Annotated in this window: 12 protein-coding genes; 11 read left to right on the top strand and 1 reads right to left on the bottom strand. The window is 43.1% G+C overall.

The features are described 5' to 3' along the window. Positions 1-12 precede the first annotated feature (12 nt). Positions 13-2,283: an FAD-dependent 5-carboxymethylaminomethyl-2-thiouridine(34) oxidoreductase MnmC gene (gene mnmC / locus WAX86_RS10740; protein WP_341488780.1), complete on the bottom strand. Its 2,271-nt coding sequence runs from the start codon at positions 2,281-2,283 to the stop codon at positions 13-15. 189 nt (positions 2,284-2,472) lie between these two features. Between mnmC and fabB the strand changes: the two genes are divergently transcribed. The 11 genes from fabB to WAX86_RS10685 all read left to right on the top strand — a co-directional run bounded on the left by fabB (position 2,473) and on the right by WAX86_RS10685 (position 19,305). Further along, positions 2,473-3,687 carry a beta-ketoacyl-ACP synthase I gene (fabB, locus tag WAX86_RS10735; RefSeq protein WP_005298224.1) on the top strand — a complete coding sequence of 405 codons (1,215 nt, stop codon included), beginning with the start codon at positions 2,473-2,475 and terminating at the stop codon, positions 3,685-3,687. A gap of 693 nt (positions 3,688-4,380) precedes the next feature. Further along, positions 4,381-5,547 (top strand): nucleotide sugar dehydrogenase, encoded by a 1,167-nt coding sequence (locus WAX86_RS10730; protein ID WP_106224600.1) that lies wholly within the window; start codon positions 4,381-4,383, stop codon positions 5,545-5,547. 167 nt (positions 5,548-5,714) lie between these two features. Further along, positions 5,715-6,899, top strand: a complete 1,185-nt coding sequence (locus WAX86_RS10725; protein WP_341488779.1) for a 4-phosphoerythronate dehydrogenase — start codon at positions 5,715-5,717, stop codon at positions 6,897-6,899. Then, entirely contained in the window at positions 6,883-7,896 is a 1,014-nt protein-coding gene (locus WAX86_RS10720) for an aspartate-semialdehyde dehydrogenase (RefSeq protein WP_005298228.1), read from the top strand. The genes WAX86_RS10725 and WAX86_RS10720 overlap by 17 nt, the downstream gene beginning before the upstream one ends. Positions 7,897-8,353: 457 nt before the next feature. Continuing rightward, complete coding sequence (locus WAX86_RS10715; protein WP_341488778.1) at positions 8,354-12,358, top strand: FimV/HubP family polar landmark protein; 4,005 nt, start codon at positions 8,354-8,356, stop codon at positions 12,356-12,358. Positions 12,359-12,638: 280 nt separating this feature from the next. Beyond that, positions 12,639-14,171, top strand: coding sequence for a hypothetical protein (locus tag WAX86_RS10710; protein WP_341488777.1), 1,533 nt, complete (start codon positions 12,639-12,641; stop codon positions 14,169-14,171). 172 nt (positions 14,172-14,343) lie between these two features. Continuing rightward, complete coding sequence (gene truA, locus WAX86_RS10705; protein WP_005298234.1) at positions 14,344-15,129, top strand: tRNA pseudouridine(38-40) synthase TruA; 786 nt, start codon at positions 14,344-14,346, stop codon at positions 15,127-15,129. Positions 15,130-15,561: 432 nt separating this feature from the next. Continuing rightward, a complete protein-coding gene (accD, locus tag WAX86_RS10700; protein WP_151170571.1) occupies positions 15,562-16,488 on the top strand; it encodes an acetyl-CoA carboxylase, carboxyltransferase subunit beta in 927 nt (308 codons plus the stop codon). Between the two features lie 264 nt (positions 16,489-16,752). Beyond that, a complete protein-coding gene (folC, locus tag WAX86_RS10695) occupies positions 16,753-18,021 on the top strand; it encodes a bifunctional tetrahydrofolate synthase/dihydrofolate synthase (protein WP_341488776.1) in 1,269 nt (422 codons plus the stop codon). Between the two features lie 53 nt (positions 18,022-18,074). After that, on the top strand, positions 18,075-18,749 hold the full coding sequence (dedD, locus tag WAX86_RS10690) for a cell division protein DedD (protein WP_341488775.1): 675 nt from the start codon (positions 18,075-18,077) through the stop codon (positions 18,747-18,749). 64 nt (positions 18,750-18,813) lie between these two features. Continuing rightward, the gene (locus tag WAX86_RS10685; protein ID WP_036763422.1) at positions 18,814-19,305 is read left to right on the top strand and encodes a CvpA family protein; all 492 of its coding nucleotides are present in this window, start codon (positions 18,814-18,816) and stop codon (positions 19,303-19,305) included. Positions 19,306-19,369 lie beyond the last annotated feature (64 nt).

The raw sequence follows: 19,369 nt of genomic DNA, 5'->3' as shown, positions 1-19,369 counted from the left end.
CTATCCGGGATCTCAACAAGGGGGCTGTATGGTCTCAAACTTCCTCCCCTTAACCAACTTCCTCACCCACATTCTTCCCGGATGCAGCGCTTCAAGAACCGATAATGGCATTGGTAGCGGATCGCCACAAATTTGCGAAGCCATCATTTCGCCTACTAGCGGGGCTGAGCTTAAACCGCGAGAACCCAAACCAATTAAAGCAAACAAATTGTTATACACAGGAACCTTGTCGGCACTTGCTTGCATCTCTTTTAGGTTTTCATACTGAGTTAACAGCTCATCATAGCGACAGACATTTCCCATAAATGGTAGGTGATCACGAGTCGCGCAGCGCACACCAACTCGTGCTTGGTTATCACTAACATCAACCGATTTTGCCCACTCAGCTTGTGGTAAGCTGTCGATCAAACGTTGCTTGTTATCATGCTGGTTTTGTTCGCTAAAGGCTAAATCTACACTGTTACGATCGTAGCTGGCACCAATACAATGAGTGTGGCTATGCGGATTTTCAGGTGTTAAATAGCCATCATAACAAAGTACGGTTTTGAGTTTGCCAAGCTGCTCATTAGTTGGAATATGGCTTACTTGTCCACGTACCGAATAAGCTGGAATTTTTGCTGTTTGTTCAAAGTCAGTAAAACGATGACCATTGGCAATCACAACACAAGCATGCTGTTTGCTCTGCCCATCGCTAAATTGTAATTGCCAGCGTTGATCACTCTCTTGCTGTAACTTGCACACTTCACTTTGAGTATGAAGAGTAAGAAGGCCCGTTGCTTGCGCCTGTTCAATTAAAGCTCGCGTTAACTCTTTAGGGCAAAGCCAGCCACCGAGTGGATAATTTACCCCATCAAAGCCGGTTTCAACGCCAGTTACTTCATGAGTTTGTTGATGGTCTAGCGCGCAAATCAATTCATTAGGAAAACCGCCAGCCAGCATTTTATCAAGCTTAATACGCTGCTTATTTCGCATTTCAGCACTTTTTTCTCTTCCCTTTATTCCCTCTTCTTGACGCTCTATAGACTCGTCACTCGAAACTAGTAAACTCGTATCTTCTCCCTCTTTCCCTTCCCCTTCTTTACCTTCCGTTCCCGCTTTTCCTTCTCCTCCTTTTTTACCTTCTTTTCCTTCTCTTCCTATATTCCCTTCTTCTCCCATCTTCTCCCCAAATGCCAACTGCACAACACCACACCAATCATGATCAAATTGGCTGTTTTGCGCCGTTTGTTCAACAAATTGACGAGCAAAGACAAAAGCAGGAGCAAAGAAGCGAGAGAGCGCATTATGATTACCGTTAAGCAGAGGGTAGACCGCACCTTGTTTATTGCCCGAAGCCCCTTGCGCTGGTTTTTCATCTTTACAGTATAGGGTAACGGTTTGTCCTCGGCGTACGAGACTAAGCGCTGTTGTAGCCGATGCTACGCCACCACCAATAATGGCAATATCATTCAAGGTCTGCGCGGTATCGTTTTCTGCTCTTGCGCTGATGTGATACCAAGGTTTGGTGTTACTTGGCGCTGAACGTTCACCAATCGTGCCAGTTAGCATCTCCCGTTTATGACCAAATCCTTTGGCTTTTTTCATCTCAAAGCCAGCTTCAATAAGCTCTCGACGCACAAAGCCTGCTGCGGTAAAGGTCGCTAACGTACAACCTGAACGCGCTAGGTTACGCATACCTTTATAGACATCCAGATTCCACATTGCCAGATTCTTACTTGGTGCAAACCCATCTAAGAACCAAGCATCAACAATTCCTTCATCGCCAGTCCACACTTGTGGCATACAATCTTGGATATCACCAAACCAGAGATCTAGGGTGATTAAACCATCTTCTAAAATAATGCGGTGACAGTCAGCTACTGCAGGTGGGTAATGGGCGTGAAGTTGCTGTGCAAGATCGCTTAACTCAGGCCATGATAGATGTGCTTTTTTTAAGTCTTCTAAGGTTACTGGGAATTTTTCAAAACTGATAAAATGCAGCTCTTTGACTGTGGCATCAGGGTTTTCTGCGCGAAATGCTTTGAACTGCTGCCAAAGTGCAAGAAAGTTAAGGCCCGTACCAAAGCCAGTTTCAGCAACGACAAAACGGCGGCGAGAAAAATCGTTCCAACGATCGGGTAAGCCATTTTGTTGTAAAAAAACATAGCGAGTTTCTTCTAAACCGTTAGCATTAGAAAAATAGACATCATCAAAATCGTTGGAGACAGGCGTACCTAATTCATTCCAATCCAGTACCGCATTTTCGATTTTAGCCGGGTGCTGATTAGTATCTTGAGTAGACAAAGAGTGAACCTCGTTGCTGAATTTGTGCAATTTGTTGGCGTAAAAGTGGCGAACAAATCGACGAGAATGTAACAATTGTCAAGATTGTACTGGATTTTTAGGAAAGCTGACCACTTTTTGGTGGTAAAGTCGTTATTATCTATTTCAAGACACTTTGGTGTATCAACAGTTATTCAGTAGGAATTGAACATGAAACGAGCCGTTATTACAGGCATGGGTATTATCTCTAGTATTGGTAACAATGTTGAAGAGGTATTGGAGTCCCTAAAAGCTGGCAAATCTGGTATTAACTTTTCTGAGCAATTTGCTGAGATGAAGCTTCGTTCTCAAGTTTGGGGTGATCTAAAGATTAACCCAGCTGAGCACATCGACCGTAAACAAATGCGTTTCATGGGTAATGCTGCCGCGTATGCATTCCTATCTATGGAGCAGGCGATTGCTGATTCAGGCCTTACTGAAGATCAAGTTTCTAATGAGCGTACGGGCCTTGTTGCCGGTTCTGGTGGCGCATCATCAATGAACCAAGTTGCTGCCGTTGATATTCTGCGTGAGAAAGGCGTTAAGCGTGTAGGTCCTTATATGGTTCCTCGTACTATGTCTTCTACCGTATCTGCATGTTTAGCAACGCCATTTAAGATCCGTGGCGTGAACTACACCATGAGTTCTGCATGTGCAACTTCGGCACACTGTATCGGTCACGCAGTAGAACTGATTCAACTTGGCAAACAAGATGTGGTATTTGCTGGTGGCGGTGAAGAGCTAGATTGGTCTTTGACTATGATGTTCGATGCAATGGGCGCTCTATCAACTAAATATAATGATGACCCATCAAAAGCTTCACGTACTTACGATGCAGACCGTGACGGTTTTGTTATCTCTGGTGGCGGCGGTATGGTTGTTATTGAAGAACTTGAACACGCTCTTGCTCGTGGCGCGAAAATCTACGGTGAAGTTGTAGGTTATGGTGCAACATCTGACGGTTACGACATGGTAGCGCCATCAGGTGAAGGTGCGGTTCGTTGTATGAAGATGGCAATGCAAGATCTTGATGCGCCAGTGGATTACATCAATACTCACGGTACTTCAACTCCAGTTGGTGATGTAAAAGAGCTAGGTGCTATCCAAGAGCTATTTAGTGAGAACTGTCCTGCTATTTCAGCAACAAAAGCGATGACAGGTCACGCACTGGGTGCGGCAGGTGTTCACGAAGCAATTTACTCAACGCTAATGCTAGATAACAACTTTGTTGCACCAAGCATTAACATCGAAAATCTAGATGAAGCAGCACAAGGTTTAGATATCGTAACTGAAATGCGTGAGCAAGAGTTGAAGACGGTTATGTCAAACAGCTTTGGCTTCGGCGGTACAAACGCAACGCTAGTTATTAAGAAGTTTGAAGGGTAATTGATAGTTTCGAGTGGTCGAGAAGTCGAGTTAACGAGTCATTGAAATATTGGCTTTGGAAAATGATGGTGGGAGAAAAGGGAAGAGAGGGAAAATAAGGAAGATCAAGAGCAAAAAGCTTGACACCATATAGAACGGGATCAAACTTTAGTACCTCGAAACCTCGAAACCTCGAAACCTCGAAACCTCGAAACCTCGAAACCTCGAAACCTCGAAACCTCGAAACCTCGAAACCTCGAAACCTCGAAACCTCGAAACCTCGAAACCTCGAAACCTCGAAACCTCGAAATTCAAATTTTCCCAGGACGACACTGGCAAAGAAGCGTACAAAGAGGCTAGCCAAAGACATCTGAGTATCCTCTAAGCCAGTGTCAAAAACAGACGCGACGTGAGTTTTACCGAAATAGTAAAGTGTTTGCTGCATTTTTTCTACATTTTGGAACCCACGATTTCCTGGATTTGCCCGATCAGTTTTTGATCGGGCTTTTTTGTATCCGAATCGTCATTGTCATCCCGGAAGAGAGGAACGAGCTATCCGGGATCTATATGATCTATGATCTCCAATCTCGTTCGTTTTACTCACTATAGCAGGTGACAGTAGACCACCTATGGAATGAGCGCTACTTTTCCTCTAAACTAACCCTATCAATTAGAGCTAACATGCTCTGATATAAAAACTATTGAGGTTGTGTAATGAAGATTACTGTTGTAGGTACAGGCTATGTTGGTCTGTCAAATGCCGTGTTATTGGCACAAAATCACCAAGTGGTTGCTTTAGATATCATTCAAGAAAAAGTGGATTTAATTAATAACAAATTATCTCCCATTGTTGATGCTGAAATTGAGCAGTATCTTCGTGAAAAACCTCTTAATTTAGTGGCAACAACCGACTCTGAAACTGCTTACGATGGCGCAGATTTTGTTATTATCGCGACACCAACCGACTATGATACAGCGACGAACTACTTCAATACTGGTTCTGTAGAGGCGGTTATTAAAGATGTGATGGTGAAAAATCCTACGGCAACAATGGTTATCAAATCAACCATCCCAGTAGGGTACACACAACGCATTAAACAAGAATTGGGTTGCGAGAACCTAATTTTCTCTCCTGAGTTTTTACGTGAAGGTCGTGCGCTATACGATAACTTGTACCCATCTCGTATTATTGTTGGTGAGCAGAGTGAGCGAGCTCAAGTGTTTGCGCATTTGCTTGCAGAAGGGGCAATCAAAGACGATATCCCAATGCTCTTTACCAACTCCACCGAAGCAGAAGCGGTAAAGCTGTTCTCAAATACCTATCTTGCGATGCGTGTTGCTTACTTTAATGAGCTAGATACCTATGCGGCAACCAATGGTTTAGATGCTCGCCAAATCATTGAAGGTGTGGGTTTAGACCCTCGTATTGGTAATCACTATAACAACCCATCGTTTGGCTATGGCGGTTACTGTTTGCCAAAAGATACCAAGCAGCTTCGTGCCAACTATTGTGATGTACCGAATAATATTATTGGTGCAATTGTTGATGCCAATACCACTCGTAAAGATTTTATTGCCGACTCTATTATTGCCAAGCAACCAAAAGTGGTAGGTGTGTATCGCTTAATCATGAAGTCTGGTTCTGATAATTTCCGCGCATCTAGCATTCAAGGCATCATGAAGCGAATTAAGGCGAAAGGCATTGAAGTTGTGGTTTATGAGCCAGTATTAAAAGAAGACGATTTCTTTAACTCTAAAGTGATTCGAGATTTAGATACGTTTAAAGCAATGTCGGATGTGATTGTGTCAAACCGTATGGCACAAGAGTTGGCAGACGTTGCTGATAAGGTTTATACCCGTGATTTGTTTGGAGCGGATTAAGTTTTAGGAATTCTGTCATCCCGGAAGTGAGGAACGAGCTATCCGGGATCTCCAACAAAGTGCGTAAGATGTGAGATTATTTTCAATATAACAACGCGTTTTATGAGATCTCCTATCTCGTTCGTCGTACTCACTGATAGGAGATGACAACAATAAAGGACATCACATTGAAAATACTCATCGATGAAAACATGCCGTATGCGCACGAGTTATTTAGTCAGTTAGGCGAAGTGATTGCAAAACCGGGTCGTAGCTTAACGCCTGCCGATCTGGTTGATATTGACGCGTTAATGATCCGTTCGGTCACCAAAGTAAATCGTGAACTGCTCACTCAAGCCAATAAGCTTAAATTTGTCGGCACCGCAACAGCAGGGGATGATCATGTTGATCAAACGCTGTTGGCAGAAAAAGGCATTACTTTTACCGCCGCTCCAGGTTGTAACAAAGTTGGGGTCGCTGAATACGTTATCAGTAGTCTCATGGTTTTAGGGCAGCAACACGGCTTTTCCATCTTTGATAAAACAGTTGGTATTATTGGCGCGGGAAACGTCGGAACGTATCTGGCGCAATGTTTAGATGCGCTAGGTATTCGCTATTTACTTAATGATCCTTTAAAGCAAGAGCAAGGCGATCCGCGTCAGTTTCATACCGTCGATGAGATTTTAGCGCAATGTGATGTCGTTACGTTACATACGCCAATTACCCGAACCGGTTTGTATCCAACCCATCATTTAGTTGATTCGGCATTTTTGGCTAAGATGCAGAATAACGCTATTTTGATTAATGCTGCGCGTGGTCCTGTAGTAGATAATCAAGCATTGAAGCAAGCTCTGATTGACTCTCAGCAAGGGGAAAAAACGCTGACTGCAGTACTAGATGTATTTGAACAAGAGCCTTTGGTTGATCTGGAACTCTTGCCGCTGTTGGCTTTTGCTACTCCCCATATTGCTGGCTACGGTTTAGAAGGTAAAGCTCGTGGTACAACCATGGTCTTTAATGCTTTTTGCCAGTTTATAGGCTCACCGTTATATGCCGATGCTAAAGAGTTGTTGCCTGTTGCTCCTATCCCTTATGTTCAGTTAAGTCGTATGTGGGATGAGGCGAGTTTGTTTAATTTAACTCAGCTCATTTACGATGTGCGTAAAGATGATGGAATATTCCGCTTTGAGATGTTTAAAACAGGGGATGATTCTTCACAAATGGCGTCAGCTTTTGACCAAATGAGAAAAAATTACTGGGATCGCCGTGAATATAGTGCGATTACAGTGGCGGGCGAGGCTGCTTTTGCGGTAGAGTCTCTGGCTAAATTAGGTTTTACTGTTGTAGAGGAAACTCATGAGTCAGGAATTTGATATCGCGATACTAGGTGCGACTGGTGCGGTAGGTGAAGCTATGGTTGAAGTACTTGAGGAGCGTCAGTTCCCAGTTCGTAACCTATACTTGCTAGCGTCTGATCGCAGTGCAGGTAAAGTACTTCGCTTTAAGGGTAAGTCAGCACGTGTCACTGACGTTGAAGATTTCGACTGGAGTCAGGTACAGATTGCGCTATTCTCAGCAGGTGCCGAAGCGTCTGAGCGTTGGGCTCCTATCGCAGCTGATGAAGGTGTTATTGTTATTGATAACACATCACGTTTCCGCTACGACTACGATGTTCCTTTGGTTATTCCAGAAGTGAACCCAGAAGCCATTGCTGAGTACCGTAACCGCAATATTATTGCTAATCCAAACTGTTCAACAATTCAAATGCTGGTGGCACTTAAGCCTATCCATGATGCATACGGTATTGAACGTATTAACGTGGCAACATACCAATCGGTATCCGGTTCTGGTAAAAAAGGCGTGGATGAATTAGCAGGTCAAACGGCTAAACTGTTAAACGGTCTACCGGTTGAAACTAACGCTTATCCAAAGCAGATTGCATTTAACTGTCTACCTCATATCGATCAGTTTATGGATAATGGTTACACCAAAGAAGAGATGAAAATGGTGTGGGAAACGCAGAAAATTTTCTGTGATCCAAATATCCGTGTGAATCCAACTTGTGTGCGTGTACCTGTTTTTTATGGTCATGCTGAAGCGGTTCACGTTGAAACTGCACAGCCAGTTAATATTGAAGAAGCGCTACAGCTACTTGAAAACGCCGAAGGTATTGAACTGTTCCACGGTGCAGAGTACCCAACTCAAGTGAGCGACGCTACAGGTAAAGACCATGTGATGGTTGCCCGTGTTCGTGAAGACATCAGTCACCCTTGTGGTTTAAACATGTGGGTTGTAGCTGATAACGTACGTAAAGGTGCGGCAACTAACGCAGTTCAGATCGCTGAGAAGTTGATTTCTGATTATATTTAAGTTGTAAAATAGGGGGGTAGGGAAGAGCGGGAAAAGAAGGTAATAGGAATAAGGGCAAGAGCGGGAAAAGAAGGTTTTTAGGAAGATCAAGAGCAAAGAGCTTGACACTATTAGATATGGAATCAAAATTTCTAGCCCCTAGCCCCTAGCCCCTAGCCCCTAGCCCCTAGCCCCTAGCCCCTAGCCCCTAGCCCCTAGCCCCTAGCCCCTAGCCCCTAGCCCCTAGCCCCTAGCCCCTAGCCCCTAGCCCCTAGCCCCTAGCCCCTAGCCCCTAGCCCCTAGCCCCTAGCCCCTAGCCCCTAGCCCCTAGCCCCTAGCCCCTAGCCCCTAGCCCCTAGCCCCTAAAGTTTTTCCCCTTCCTGCCGACAAAATAAAACAAAATAATGACAACAATGACTTAAGGGCTGTTAGAATGGAACTAGTCGTCGTCAATCTCTGCCAGAGAGGATAGCAGGCAGTGTCCGAATTATCGCAAGCACTTAAACGAATTTTACTTCCCGTTGCATTAGCTACCGCATTTGGTGGTATTGCACCAGCATACGCGAATACTGTACGTATCGTTGGTCCAGAAAACGAAGATCCTAATGCGTGGGTACAACACAGCGAACAGATGCGATCGTCATCGTTCGATTATGTGAAAACACCTAATAAACCGTATACCAATGTGCGCCGTTATGGGCCAACAAGCGCAAAGGAAACGTTATGGTCAATTGCTTCGCGCCATCGACCAAATAATTCAGTTTCTGTGTATCAGGTGATTGGTGCCATTAAACATATCAACCCCCAAGCGTTTGAAAATAACAATATTCATGGATTGATACCTGGCAGTTACTTAGTGATGCCAACGCTTGCTCAAGTTAAGCGCGAAGACACTCAGCTTGTTAGGCGCGTGCTTGAACAAGATAAATTACGTGAACCTTACGCCTCTAAAAATAAAAAAACGGCGACTAGCAAGCCAAGCGCTAAAAAAACAGTGGTAAAAAAAGCCCCTGTGAAACACGCTGCGCCTGCATCTCAAACCCGCACGCAAACAAAAGCGCAACCCAAACTGCAAACTAAGCCAGCTGTAAATCCTGCAAAATCAACATCGACGACTGTTGAAAGTGCTGACCATTTTACAATTCCGGCAAAACCTACAGTACCGGCCAATAAAGTCTCTCCATCGACCAATACCGCAACCAAAGCAGCGCTTGCAACTGTTGCTACTGCGACCGTATTAGGGCCAATGGCGGTCGATGCTGGTGAACCGATTACGGAACAATCTTCTGCAACTAAGGTAAATACTGAGCAGCCTAAAGCTATTACGCCTGCTCCTGCCCAGGTGACATCTTCGGTAACAGGGGACGATAACACTGGAGCTAATACGGTATCGAATCAATCTAATACGGCCTCGGTGCAACGTGATGGTGCGATTCCGCCTAAACCACAAGCTGTAAGTGCTAATGTAGCAGCATCATTACCACAAGATGTTTCCAATCCTGTTAATGCCTCTGATGAACAACTGACTCAGCTGATTGAAAGTAATCATATGCTGAAAGTTCGTTTGGCTGAGATGCAACAAGAGATGGCATCTTTGCGCGAACAAGTGGGCGATGATGATGAATTTCGCAATGAAGTGATTAATTTTATCCGTCAACAGCGCCAACAAGAACAAGCAGTACCAGAAGAAAATAAAACCTCTTGGCTCAATCAATTAGCTGATAATCCTACTGCTTTGATTGCCGCTGGTTTGATCCCTGGCGGATTGTTAGCGGGCTTATTGGCGTTCTTCTTATATCGACGCGGCAAAAAAGAAGAGCAAGAAGAACAAGCGGAAAAGAATTCGCAACTACCGCTTATTGATGATGCGTCATCTTCTGAACCTAATTTGGACTCTGAAGATAAGCTAGACGAATTAGATGATCTTCTATTTGACGACGATCTGTTTGCTGATGGTAATGACAAGCTAGAGCAAAGTTTAGATCGTGATTTAAAACAGAGTGAAAAGACAGGGCTATCTGAATCGGAGCTATCGGAAGCAAAGCTATCTGAGTCAAAGCCATCTGAATCTGAAACATCACAATCTGATCCAGCACCTGAGCCGAATTTCTTTTTGGATGATTTTGACCTTAATGATGATTTCGATGTGGATATGTCGTCTAAATCGGTTTCCGTTAATGGTGAAGAAGCGGCACTTGGTCTAGAAGAGATGGAGCGTGCTATTGATCAAATGGATACGTCTCATTCTGATGAAGATTTGGCTGCTCAATGGGAACGTTCGTTACAGCAAGAAAAAGTTGATATTGATAGCGATGACTTTGATTTATCCGAAGGTCTTGATGAAAGCTTTGAACCGTTAGAGCCAAAATCAGAACAAGAGCTTCTTGATCAATCCATGTTAGATGATCTGCTGGTTGATATTGATAGCCAACTAGCAGACCCCGTAACTTCTGAACCAGCATCTGATGTTGTATCTAATGAGAAGGCTTCTTTAGAACCACAATTAGAGCAAGAACTGTTTACATCACCGACTGTTGAAGATTCAGTTCAAAAACCAATAGACGAGTTGGATATCAGCAGCGAAGAGTTGGCTGCAGAGAGTGCTAATCCTACATCGAATCTTAGTGCAGAATCACAAACAGTACCTGAAGTTGAGACCGCCATCTCAGAGAGCAGCACTCAATTACTGGATGAACTCATAACAGACGAAGACGATCTTTTAGGTGCGGATCTCGATATCGATTTGGATGAAAATTCTGTTCAACTGCTTGATGAGTTGATCCCCGATGAGGACGATGAGATTGTTTTAGAACAACCGTTAGATCTCGAAGAAAACAGTACGGCTCTACTTGATGAGCTAGTGGATGACTGGGGTGAAAAGCCAACTGAGGCAATCAATGCAACAGTAGAACAGTCTCAGGAGATTGAGCCGTTACAGACTCAAGTCGCTGAAGAAGATATTGATGATATTTTAGATCAATTTCTAGACCAAGAATTAGAGCAACATACCTTAGTGGATGAGGCTCTGGAATCATCACCGCACGATTATTTGGCACCAGAAGCTAAGCCTTTAACGGTTGAAGAGTTAGAGCGCGAACTTGATCGTCAAGAAGCGGAAGAAAAGCAAAGTTTAGCGCAAGCTATCGATGAATTTCCTATTTTTGATGAGCAGGCAGCGTTAGATGAACTTGATGAGAGAGAGCCTAATAGTCATGCAATGCCGGAGACAAAAGCGCAGTCAGAATCACATATTGAAGCGTTTGAGCTTGATGATCTGCCTGAGTTTGATGAGCAAAGCGCGCTAAATGATCCTGAAGCAGAAAGCTTACTTGATGAAGAACTAGCGCTGTCAGACGAAGATCAACAACGAGCACTGGATAATGTTGTTCGTCAATTACAAGAAGCGGTTGAAGCCTCGGAGCGTTATCAGCAGGCTCCTGAGTTACTTGACTCAATTGACACTAAGCTCTCTGAATCTAAAGAGATACCACCTCAAGAGTTGGCATCTAGTGAAGAGATAACTAAAGAGAGTATCTCCGAGCCTTCAATGACCGATGCTTCATCTGAGCCTTCATCTGAACCGTCAGCATTTGATGAGCATAAGAAAAAAGATTACGACTTTGCCCATTATGATCCGGCCTCATTGCCTGAGTTTAATGAAGATGAAGCGCTACAGGCCTCATTTGAAGAGCAGTATGAATTAGAGCAATACGAGCGCGAAAAGGGCTTTTCGACTCAGCGCCCTCCACATCCGATTCAAGATGACGATGTAGCAAACTCAGCACAACCGCTACCATCAGAATTTGATCATGAGCTTGTTGAATCCGCCGGATTGGACATGGCGGCATTACTGACCGATCCCGATTTAGGGTTAGCAGATGCTGAACGTGATGGCTTATTAGCTCATGTACATAACGATACTCAAGATGATGACGATCTTGATTCTGATGAGCAAGCGTTATGGCACCAAGTCTCTCAAGACCCTAGCTTAGAAAATGAAGATTGGAGCCAGCAGCCAAGTCTAGCTAAAGATGATATTGATTCTGTTATTGAGTCGATTGAACATGAATTAGAACCTGTTCGGGAAAAAGGGGCGTATAAAGCTTTTCAACAAGCAGAAGAGCTAACTTTACCTGAGGCCGGCAGTGAATTAATTTCTGTTGCACAGGACCCTAAGCCGCACTCTTTTATTAGCATTGATGAGTTAATGAAAGAAACACAAGGTGATGGTAGTGCCTTAGCTCAAGAGTTAGATGCTCAACCCTTAAAATTGGATGTGGGCTTAGATGAATTTCCTGACGTGTTAACCAATATTGCTCATACCGACGTGGATGACCATGCTGAGCTAGCAAGTAAATTGGATCTCGCCAAAGCTTATCTTGAAATGAATGATAAGGAAGGGGCGATTGAATTACTTGAAGAGGTAACGGCAAAAGCGGATGGGGCTGTGAAAGCAGAAGCTGAGAAGTTGTTGAATAACTAATTTTTCAAATGTTCTGTTTTAAGGCGTAAACGATTGAGTCTCTTAAAGCGTGCTATGTCATCATAAGGCTGGTGTGGCATAGTATGCGCTTTTAATGAGCTTCATTATTTTTTACTTATTGGTATGACAGTTTGTAAATAATAATTTTCAATTGATATTTTTATGTTGGTATTGAACCTGAAATCAAATGAGACATATCTCACAAAAAGCAAATGTAAACATCATCTTAAATAGATGAGGCAATATACTACTAAGAGTTTTTTATGTGAATGTGCTTAATATGAAGAAAATACTGACAGTTCTATCTATTTTTATACTTTCAGCGTGTAATAGTGACAATGACAGCTTGAAAGAAACGGTAAGCTCTAATTCTGCAGATGTAGTAGAAACAGAAACTTACCAACTGACACCTGTTGATGCTCCTAGCTCTTTCTTATCTCATTCTTGGGAGCAAACATGTGGCACACCTATCTTGAGTGAAAGTGACAAGCAAGCGATCTCTTTTAATTTTGTGGCTCCAGAATTAAAGCAAGATGAAAAGTATTGTTTTACTTTTAAAGGTATTACAGGCGATCAGAGGTACATCACAAATACAACATTAACTGTTGTTGCACCTACACTAGAAGTGTATGTCGATCATGCATCCTTACCATCGCTACAACAACTTGTCCATATTATTCAAGCAAAAGACGAATACCCAAGTAATCAACGTTTTGTTTCTTGGGGGCGTGTAACGGTAGATGCTAATAATGCCAGTAAGTTAAACATTCATACTTATCCATTAAAAGGCAATAATACCTCACCAGAAATGGTGGCAGCGATTGGTGAGTATGCTCAGAGTAAAAATCGCTTAAATATAGAGATCTATACAAATACAACCCATGCTTTAAATAATTTAGCACCTATAATTCAACCTTTATATAATAACGAGAATATAAAGATTTCTCATATCAGTTTATATGATGATGGTTCTGCTGAATATGTGAATTTATATCAATGGAAAGATACACCAAATAAGGTAGAAGCATTAGAAAATGAGGTAACTCTTCTTGCTGATTATTTAGCAGGAACATCTCCTGATGCACCAAAGTGGATGGGAAATCGTTATAATTGGCATAAATTATATGACACTGATTATTACTTTTTGCGCAAAGACTACCTTGATGTTGAAGCGAACCTACATGATTTTCGTAATTATTTAGGTCCTGCCGCAAAGCAAATGCCATGGGATGAATTTGCTAAATTATCTGATTCTCAGCAAACACTATTTTTAGATATTGTGGGTTTTGATAAAGAGCAATTGCAACAACAATATTCACAATCACCATTACCAAACTTTATTTTTACCGGCACAACAACTTGGGCTGGGGGGGAAACGAAAGAGTATTATGCTCAGCAACAAGTAAATGTGATTAATAATGCGATCAATGAAACTAGTCCTTATTATTTAGGTGAAGACTACGATCTATTTTTCAAGGGGCATCCTGCTGGTGGCGTTATTAACGACATCATTCTTGGAAGCTTCCCTGATATGATCAATATTCCAGCCAAGATTTCATTTGAGGTCTTGATGATGACGGATATGTTGCCTGATACAGTAGCTGGTATTGCGAGCTCTCTGTACTTCACAATTCCTGCCGATAAAGTTAATTTTATTGTATTTACTTCATCTGACACTATTACTGATCGTGAAGAGGCTCTTAAATCACCATTAGTACAAGTGATGCTAACGTTGGGTATTGTTAAAGAAAAAGATGTTCTGTTCTGGGCTGATCTACCAGATTGTTCCAGTGGTGTTTGTATTGATAAGTAACTTATGATTATTAAAATCAAAGACACTGTGTCTTAGTTTGACTGAAATAGGCCCTTAGCTTCTAGATAAGGGCCTAAACCCCCTCTAGCCCCTAATCTTCAATTCCCCTATAATCCCCCCCATTAAGCGAAGATTTCGCCCATATTTGTTAGAAAAGAGTGTAAGTGTCATTATGCGTATTGCGTTAGGTATCGAGTACGATGGTGCTAAATATTTCGGTTGGCAGCGTCAACGCGAAGTAGATAGTGTTCAAGAACGTTTAGAAAAAGCCTTGGCTAAAATTGCCAATGAACCAGTGGATGTATTTTGTGCTGGTCGTACTGATGCAGGCGTTCATGGCACTGGGCAAGTTGTGCATTTTGATGTCAATGTAAATCGCAAAATGGCAGCTTGGACCATGGGTGTTAATGCACATCTACCTAGTGATATTGCTGTGCGTTGGGCGGCAGAAGTTAGTGATGATTTCCATGCTCGTTTTACCGCTACTGCTCGTCGTTATCGTTATGTTATTTATAATCACGCTTTACGTCCTGCCATTTTAAGCTCGGGGGTGAGTCACTATCACGGTGATCTCGATGAGAAAAAAATGCATGAAGCTGGACAATACCTGCTTGGTGAAAATGACTTTACCTCTTTTCGTGCGGTACATTGTCAATCCCGTAGCCCATGGCGTAATTTGATGCATCTGAATGTTTCGCGCCAAGGTAACTATGTCATCATTGATATTAAAGCAAATGCCTTTGTTCACCATATGGTACGAAATATCACGGGTAGCTTAATTAAAGTTGGTCGAGGCGAAGAAAAACCTGAATGGATTAAGTGGTTGTTGGAGCAAAAAGATCGCACATTAGCGGGAGCGACTGCCAAAGCTGAAGGTCTCTATTTGGTTGATGTTGATTACCCGCAAGAATTTAATTTACCTCGAGTGCCGCTGGGACCTTTATTCTTAGCAGATTGAAATAGTTAGGAACAAGGATGGACAGGCAAAGAAGGTAAATAGGGAAAAGAAGGTAAATAGGGAAGAGCGGGGAAATAGGGAAGAGCGGGGAAATAGGGAAGAGCAGAAACAGACGGTTTTAGGAAGTGCGGGAAGAAAAGGGAAAGAGGGCAATAGAGAGAGCCGGAAAAGAAGGTAAATGGGAAAGAGCGGGAAAAAAAGGGACTAGGAAGAGCTGGAACCAACTTTACTGGCTAAAATCCAGTACTTTATTTTCCTGATCTTTTAGCCCTTCCCCTTTTTTCCCGCTCTTCCTTGTTTCTTTGCCTTGCGAAGGTAATACCAGTTTTTTATCTACACAGCTGCAACTTTATGTTTTAATCTAACTCCAATAAATGCGTAATTTATCTCTCCGGCTTGGATGAGCGGGGGAAACCAGAGAAAAGGTCATTCATGAGCTGGCTTGAAAAAATTCTAACGAAAAGCAACATAGTTACATCACGCAAAGCTTCAATTCCTGAAGGCGTCTGGACGAAATGTACTTCTTGTGAGCAAGTACTGTATCACGCGGATCTAGAGCGTAACCTAGAAGTATGTCCTAAATGTAACCACCATATGCGTATGAAAGCGCGTCGTCGTCTAGAAACATTTTTAGATGCAGAAGGTCAAGTTGAGATCGCCGCTGAACTTGAGCCTATGGATAAGCTAAAATTCCGTGATTCAAAAAAATACAAGGATCGTCTATCTGCTGCCCAAAAGAGCAGTGGTGAGAAAGACGCTCTGATTGTTATGAAAGGTACGGTTCACAATTTGCCGATTGTTGCGAGTGCATTTGAATTCTCTTTTATGGGCGGTTCAATGGGTTCGGTTGTAGGCGCTAAATTTGTACGTGCGGTGGATGAAGCTATTGCCAATAACTGTGCGCTAATTTGTTTCTCTGCAAGTGGCGGTGCCCGCATGCAAGAGGCGTTAATGTCTCTAATGCAAATGGCGAAAACCAGCGCAGCACTTGAGCGTTTATCTGCAAAAGGTTTGCCGTTCATTTCGGTTCTAACAGATCCAACCATGGGTGGCGTATCGGCTTCTTTGGCTATGCTAGGTGATATCAATATTGGTGAACCTAAGGCACTAATTGGTTTTGCAGGTCAGCGTGTTATTGAGCAAACGGTACGTGAAAAGCTGCCTGAAGGTTTCCAACGCAGTGAATTTCTGCTTGAGCACGGCGCAATTGATATGATCGTTGATCGTCGTGAAATGCGTGAGCGTGTGGCTGGTCTAGTAGCAAAACTGACAAATCAGCCTGCCCTTGATTCGCAGAACCATCAACCTGAATTAACTGCTGAAGAAGAGGCGGTTATTAAGGAAGATGAGCAAGAATAATTATCTTGTGGCGTGTTATGAGAATCTTTATTTTGAGATTCTCGTAACACGTAAAAGTGAGTGGGTAGAAAGAATGTATTGACATAAAATGAATATATCCCAAAATTTCGCCACTCGCCACTCGCCACTCGCCACTCGCCACTCGCCACTCGCCACTCGCCACTCGCCACTCGCCACTCGCCACTCGCCACTCGCCACTCGCCCCACACCCCCACTTATGCTAAATTAACCCATATTTAGTACTTACAAGTGATTGATACTTTCATGTCAGGATTGACTGCTCCATCAGCCATGGCGCCACTTGCCACTTGGTTGACTTACCTTGAACAACTTCATACCAGTGCCATCGATTTAGGGCTAGATCGCGTCCAAGCCGTAGCACAAAAATCAAAACTCACTAAACCCGCTCCCACGGTTATTACGGTAGCAGGTACCAACGGTAAAGGTTCTACTTGTGCCATGTTGGAATCCATTCTGATGCAAGCAGGTTATTCAGTTGGTGTTTACAGCTCTCCCCATTTGATTCGTTACAATGAACGTGTGCGAATTAACGGTAAAGAGCTCGATGATAGTGAACATAGCCAAGCATTTGCTTCTGTTGAGCAGCAGCGTGGTGAGATCAGTTTAAGTCTATTTGAATTTGGTACCTTATCGGCTCTTACATTATTTAAACAGCATCTGGTGGATGTGGTTGTACTTGAAGTGGGATTAGGTGGCCGATTGGATGCAACGAATATTGTGGATCACGATGTAACGGTTATTACCAGTTTAGCTATCGATCATGTTGATTGGCTCGGCGATGACATTAATGTGATTGGTTATGAGAAAGCGGGGATTTTCCGAACCAATAAACCGGCTATTTGTGGACAACCGCATCCACCGGCAACTGTTGCTGCTCATGCTGATGATATTGGTGCTGAGCTGTTTCAAGTGGGTTATCAATTCGATTATAAAGTTGATGAAGAGGCTCAAACTTGGAGCTGGCACAGTGGGGCGTTTGATTTAGTCGATCTGCCAATTCCATCGTTGCCTTTGCCAAATGCTGCAACCGCTTTGATGGCTCTAGGTGCTTCTGAATTAAAGATTACTGATGAACATATTGTCGCAGGTCTAAAGGCTGCATCTTTGCCTGGACGTATGGAGCGAGTACAAGAGCAACCGCTCATTATCATGGATGTCGCTCATAACCCACATTCAGCGAATTATTTTGCTAATCAGTTGACTAAGCTAAAGCAGCGAGAAGGGATAAATAAAGTTCATGCGGTTGTTGCTATGCTGCATGACAAAGACATTGCTTCAACTATCGCTGAAATGCAAGATGTGGTCGATTGTTGGTATCCTGCATCATTAGAAGGCCCTCGTGCTGCTAAAGCCGATGAAATTGTGGCTCACCTTAATGCGCCTTGTCAGATGTTTAATAAGCCAATAGAAGCATTTAACCAAGCTCTTACACAAGTTGAGGTTGATGAGATGGTAATCGTATTTGGCTCGTTTTACACTGTAGGGCAGATATCAGATTACTTAAAAAATTAAAGTTTGGGGCTCGATTGATTTGAGCCCCGTTGCGTTGATAAATAGGAGTGTACGTGGCGAGTAAGTTTCAAAATCGCCTGATCGGAACCGTAATTTTAGTCTCCGTAGGGGTTGTTGTTCTGCCTGATATTTTTGATGGGCAGAAAGAGCATTATAAAGAAGAGTTCGCTAGTATACCGTTGCAGCCAAAAGCAGGCGAAGATGAAAAGTATACGACAGTTCCAGATCCTACGGAGGAGCAAGTCGCGTTGCCTGAAGATCCGGCTGAGGTGACAATAGATCATTCGCAATCTGAGCATAAGCAAAATGCAGATTTAAGCGCTACGGAAACGACTCCAGTTGTTGCGGTTAAGCCTCAACCTAAACCCGAGCCAAAACCTGTAGTGAAGCCTGAGCCAAAACCACAACCCAAGCCCAAACCTGAGCCAAAGCCTGTTGTGAAACCGCAGCCTAAGCCAGAAAAACCGGCAACAACAACCAGTGGTTCATGGGCGATTCAGTTAGGCGTGTTTAGTAATGTTTCTAATGCTCAAGCCTTAGTTGAAAAACTTCAAGCGGTTGGTTATCAAGCTCACTTGTCGCCAAAAAATCCAAAATCTGGTCAATATGTTCGAGTTATTGTTGGTCCTGAAACGTCAAAAGATAAGCTGACAGGGCAAATTGGACAGTTACAAAAGATTACGGGATTAAAAGGTCGAGTGTTCAAATTTAACCCACTAAATCCTTAGGAAAACGTTTGCGTTCTCATTTTTTCTGTTAGAATACGCATCAACAAGACGAAAAGTATCAAAAATGATCTGGATTGATTATGTAATTATTGGCGTGATTGGCTTATCGGCTCTGATAAGTTTAGTCCGTGGTTTTGTTAAAGAAGCACTGTCGTTAGTGATCTGGTTTGGCGCGTTTTTTGTGGCGAGTCACTTCTATCCACAGTTAGCGAGTCATTTCACTAATATTCACGATACGATATTGCGAAATGGTAGTGCGATTGCCGCATTATTTATTGCCACTCTCATTGTGGGGGCAATAGTAAACTATGTGATTGGGCAGCTTGTTCAGAAAACTGGGCTGTCTGGCACAGATAGGGTGTTAGGGATTGTCTTTGGTGGTATTCGAGGCGTGCTGATTGTGTCAGCGGTTCTCTTCTTTCTTGACGCCTTTACCAGCTTTTCGAGCTCTGAGTGGTGGAAACAATCTCAGTTGATCCCTCAGTTTGGCGTTGTGATTGAATGGTTCTTCTCATACCTCAAGGAAACTTCGAGCTTTTTACCTAATATCAAATGATGTTAGTTCATATCAAGGGCTTAAGTGTAAGTCCTTGATATTTAATGCACGACGAGGAATTTAA

This window comes from Photobacterium damselae subsp. damselae (assembly GCF_038086725.1).
Lineage (GTDB): Bacteria > Pseudomonadota > Gammaproteobacteria > Enterobacterales > Vibrionaceae > Photobacterium > Photobacterium damselae.
This window is presented reverse-complemented; position numbering and strand designations above follow the sequence as displayed.

Coding starts and splice junctions, on each gene's coding strand:
- fabB (WP_005298224.1), top strand. CDS start 2,473: ATGAAACGAGCCGTTATTACAGGCATGGGTATTATCTCTAGTATTGGT.
- truA (WP_005298234.1), top strand. CDS start 14,344: ATGCGTATTGCGTTAGGTATCGAGTACGATGGTGCTAAATATTTCGGT.
- WAX86_RS10730 (WP_106224600.1), top strand. CDS start 4,381: ATGAAGATTACTGTTGTAGGTACAGGCTATGTTGGTCTGTCAAATGCC.
- WAX86_RS10710 (WP_341488777.1), top strand. CDS start 12,639: ATGAAGAAAATACTGACAGTTCTATCTATTTTTATACTTTCAGCGTGT.
- WAX86_RS10685 (WP_036763422.1), top strand. CDS start 18,814: ATGATCTGGATTGATTATGTAATTATTGGCGTGATTGGCTTATCGGCT.
- folC (WP_341488776.1), top strand. CDS start 16,753: ATGTCAGGATTGACTGCTCCATCAGCCATGGCGCCACTTGCCACTTGG.
- accD (WP_151170571.1), top strand. CDS start 15,562: ATGAGCTGGCTTGAAAAAATTCTAACGAAAAGCAACATAGTTACATCA.
- WAX86_RS10720 (WP_005298228.1), top strand. CDS start 6,883: ATGAGTCAGGAATTTGATATCGCGATACTAGGTGCGACTGGTGCGGTA.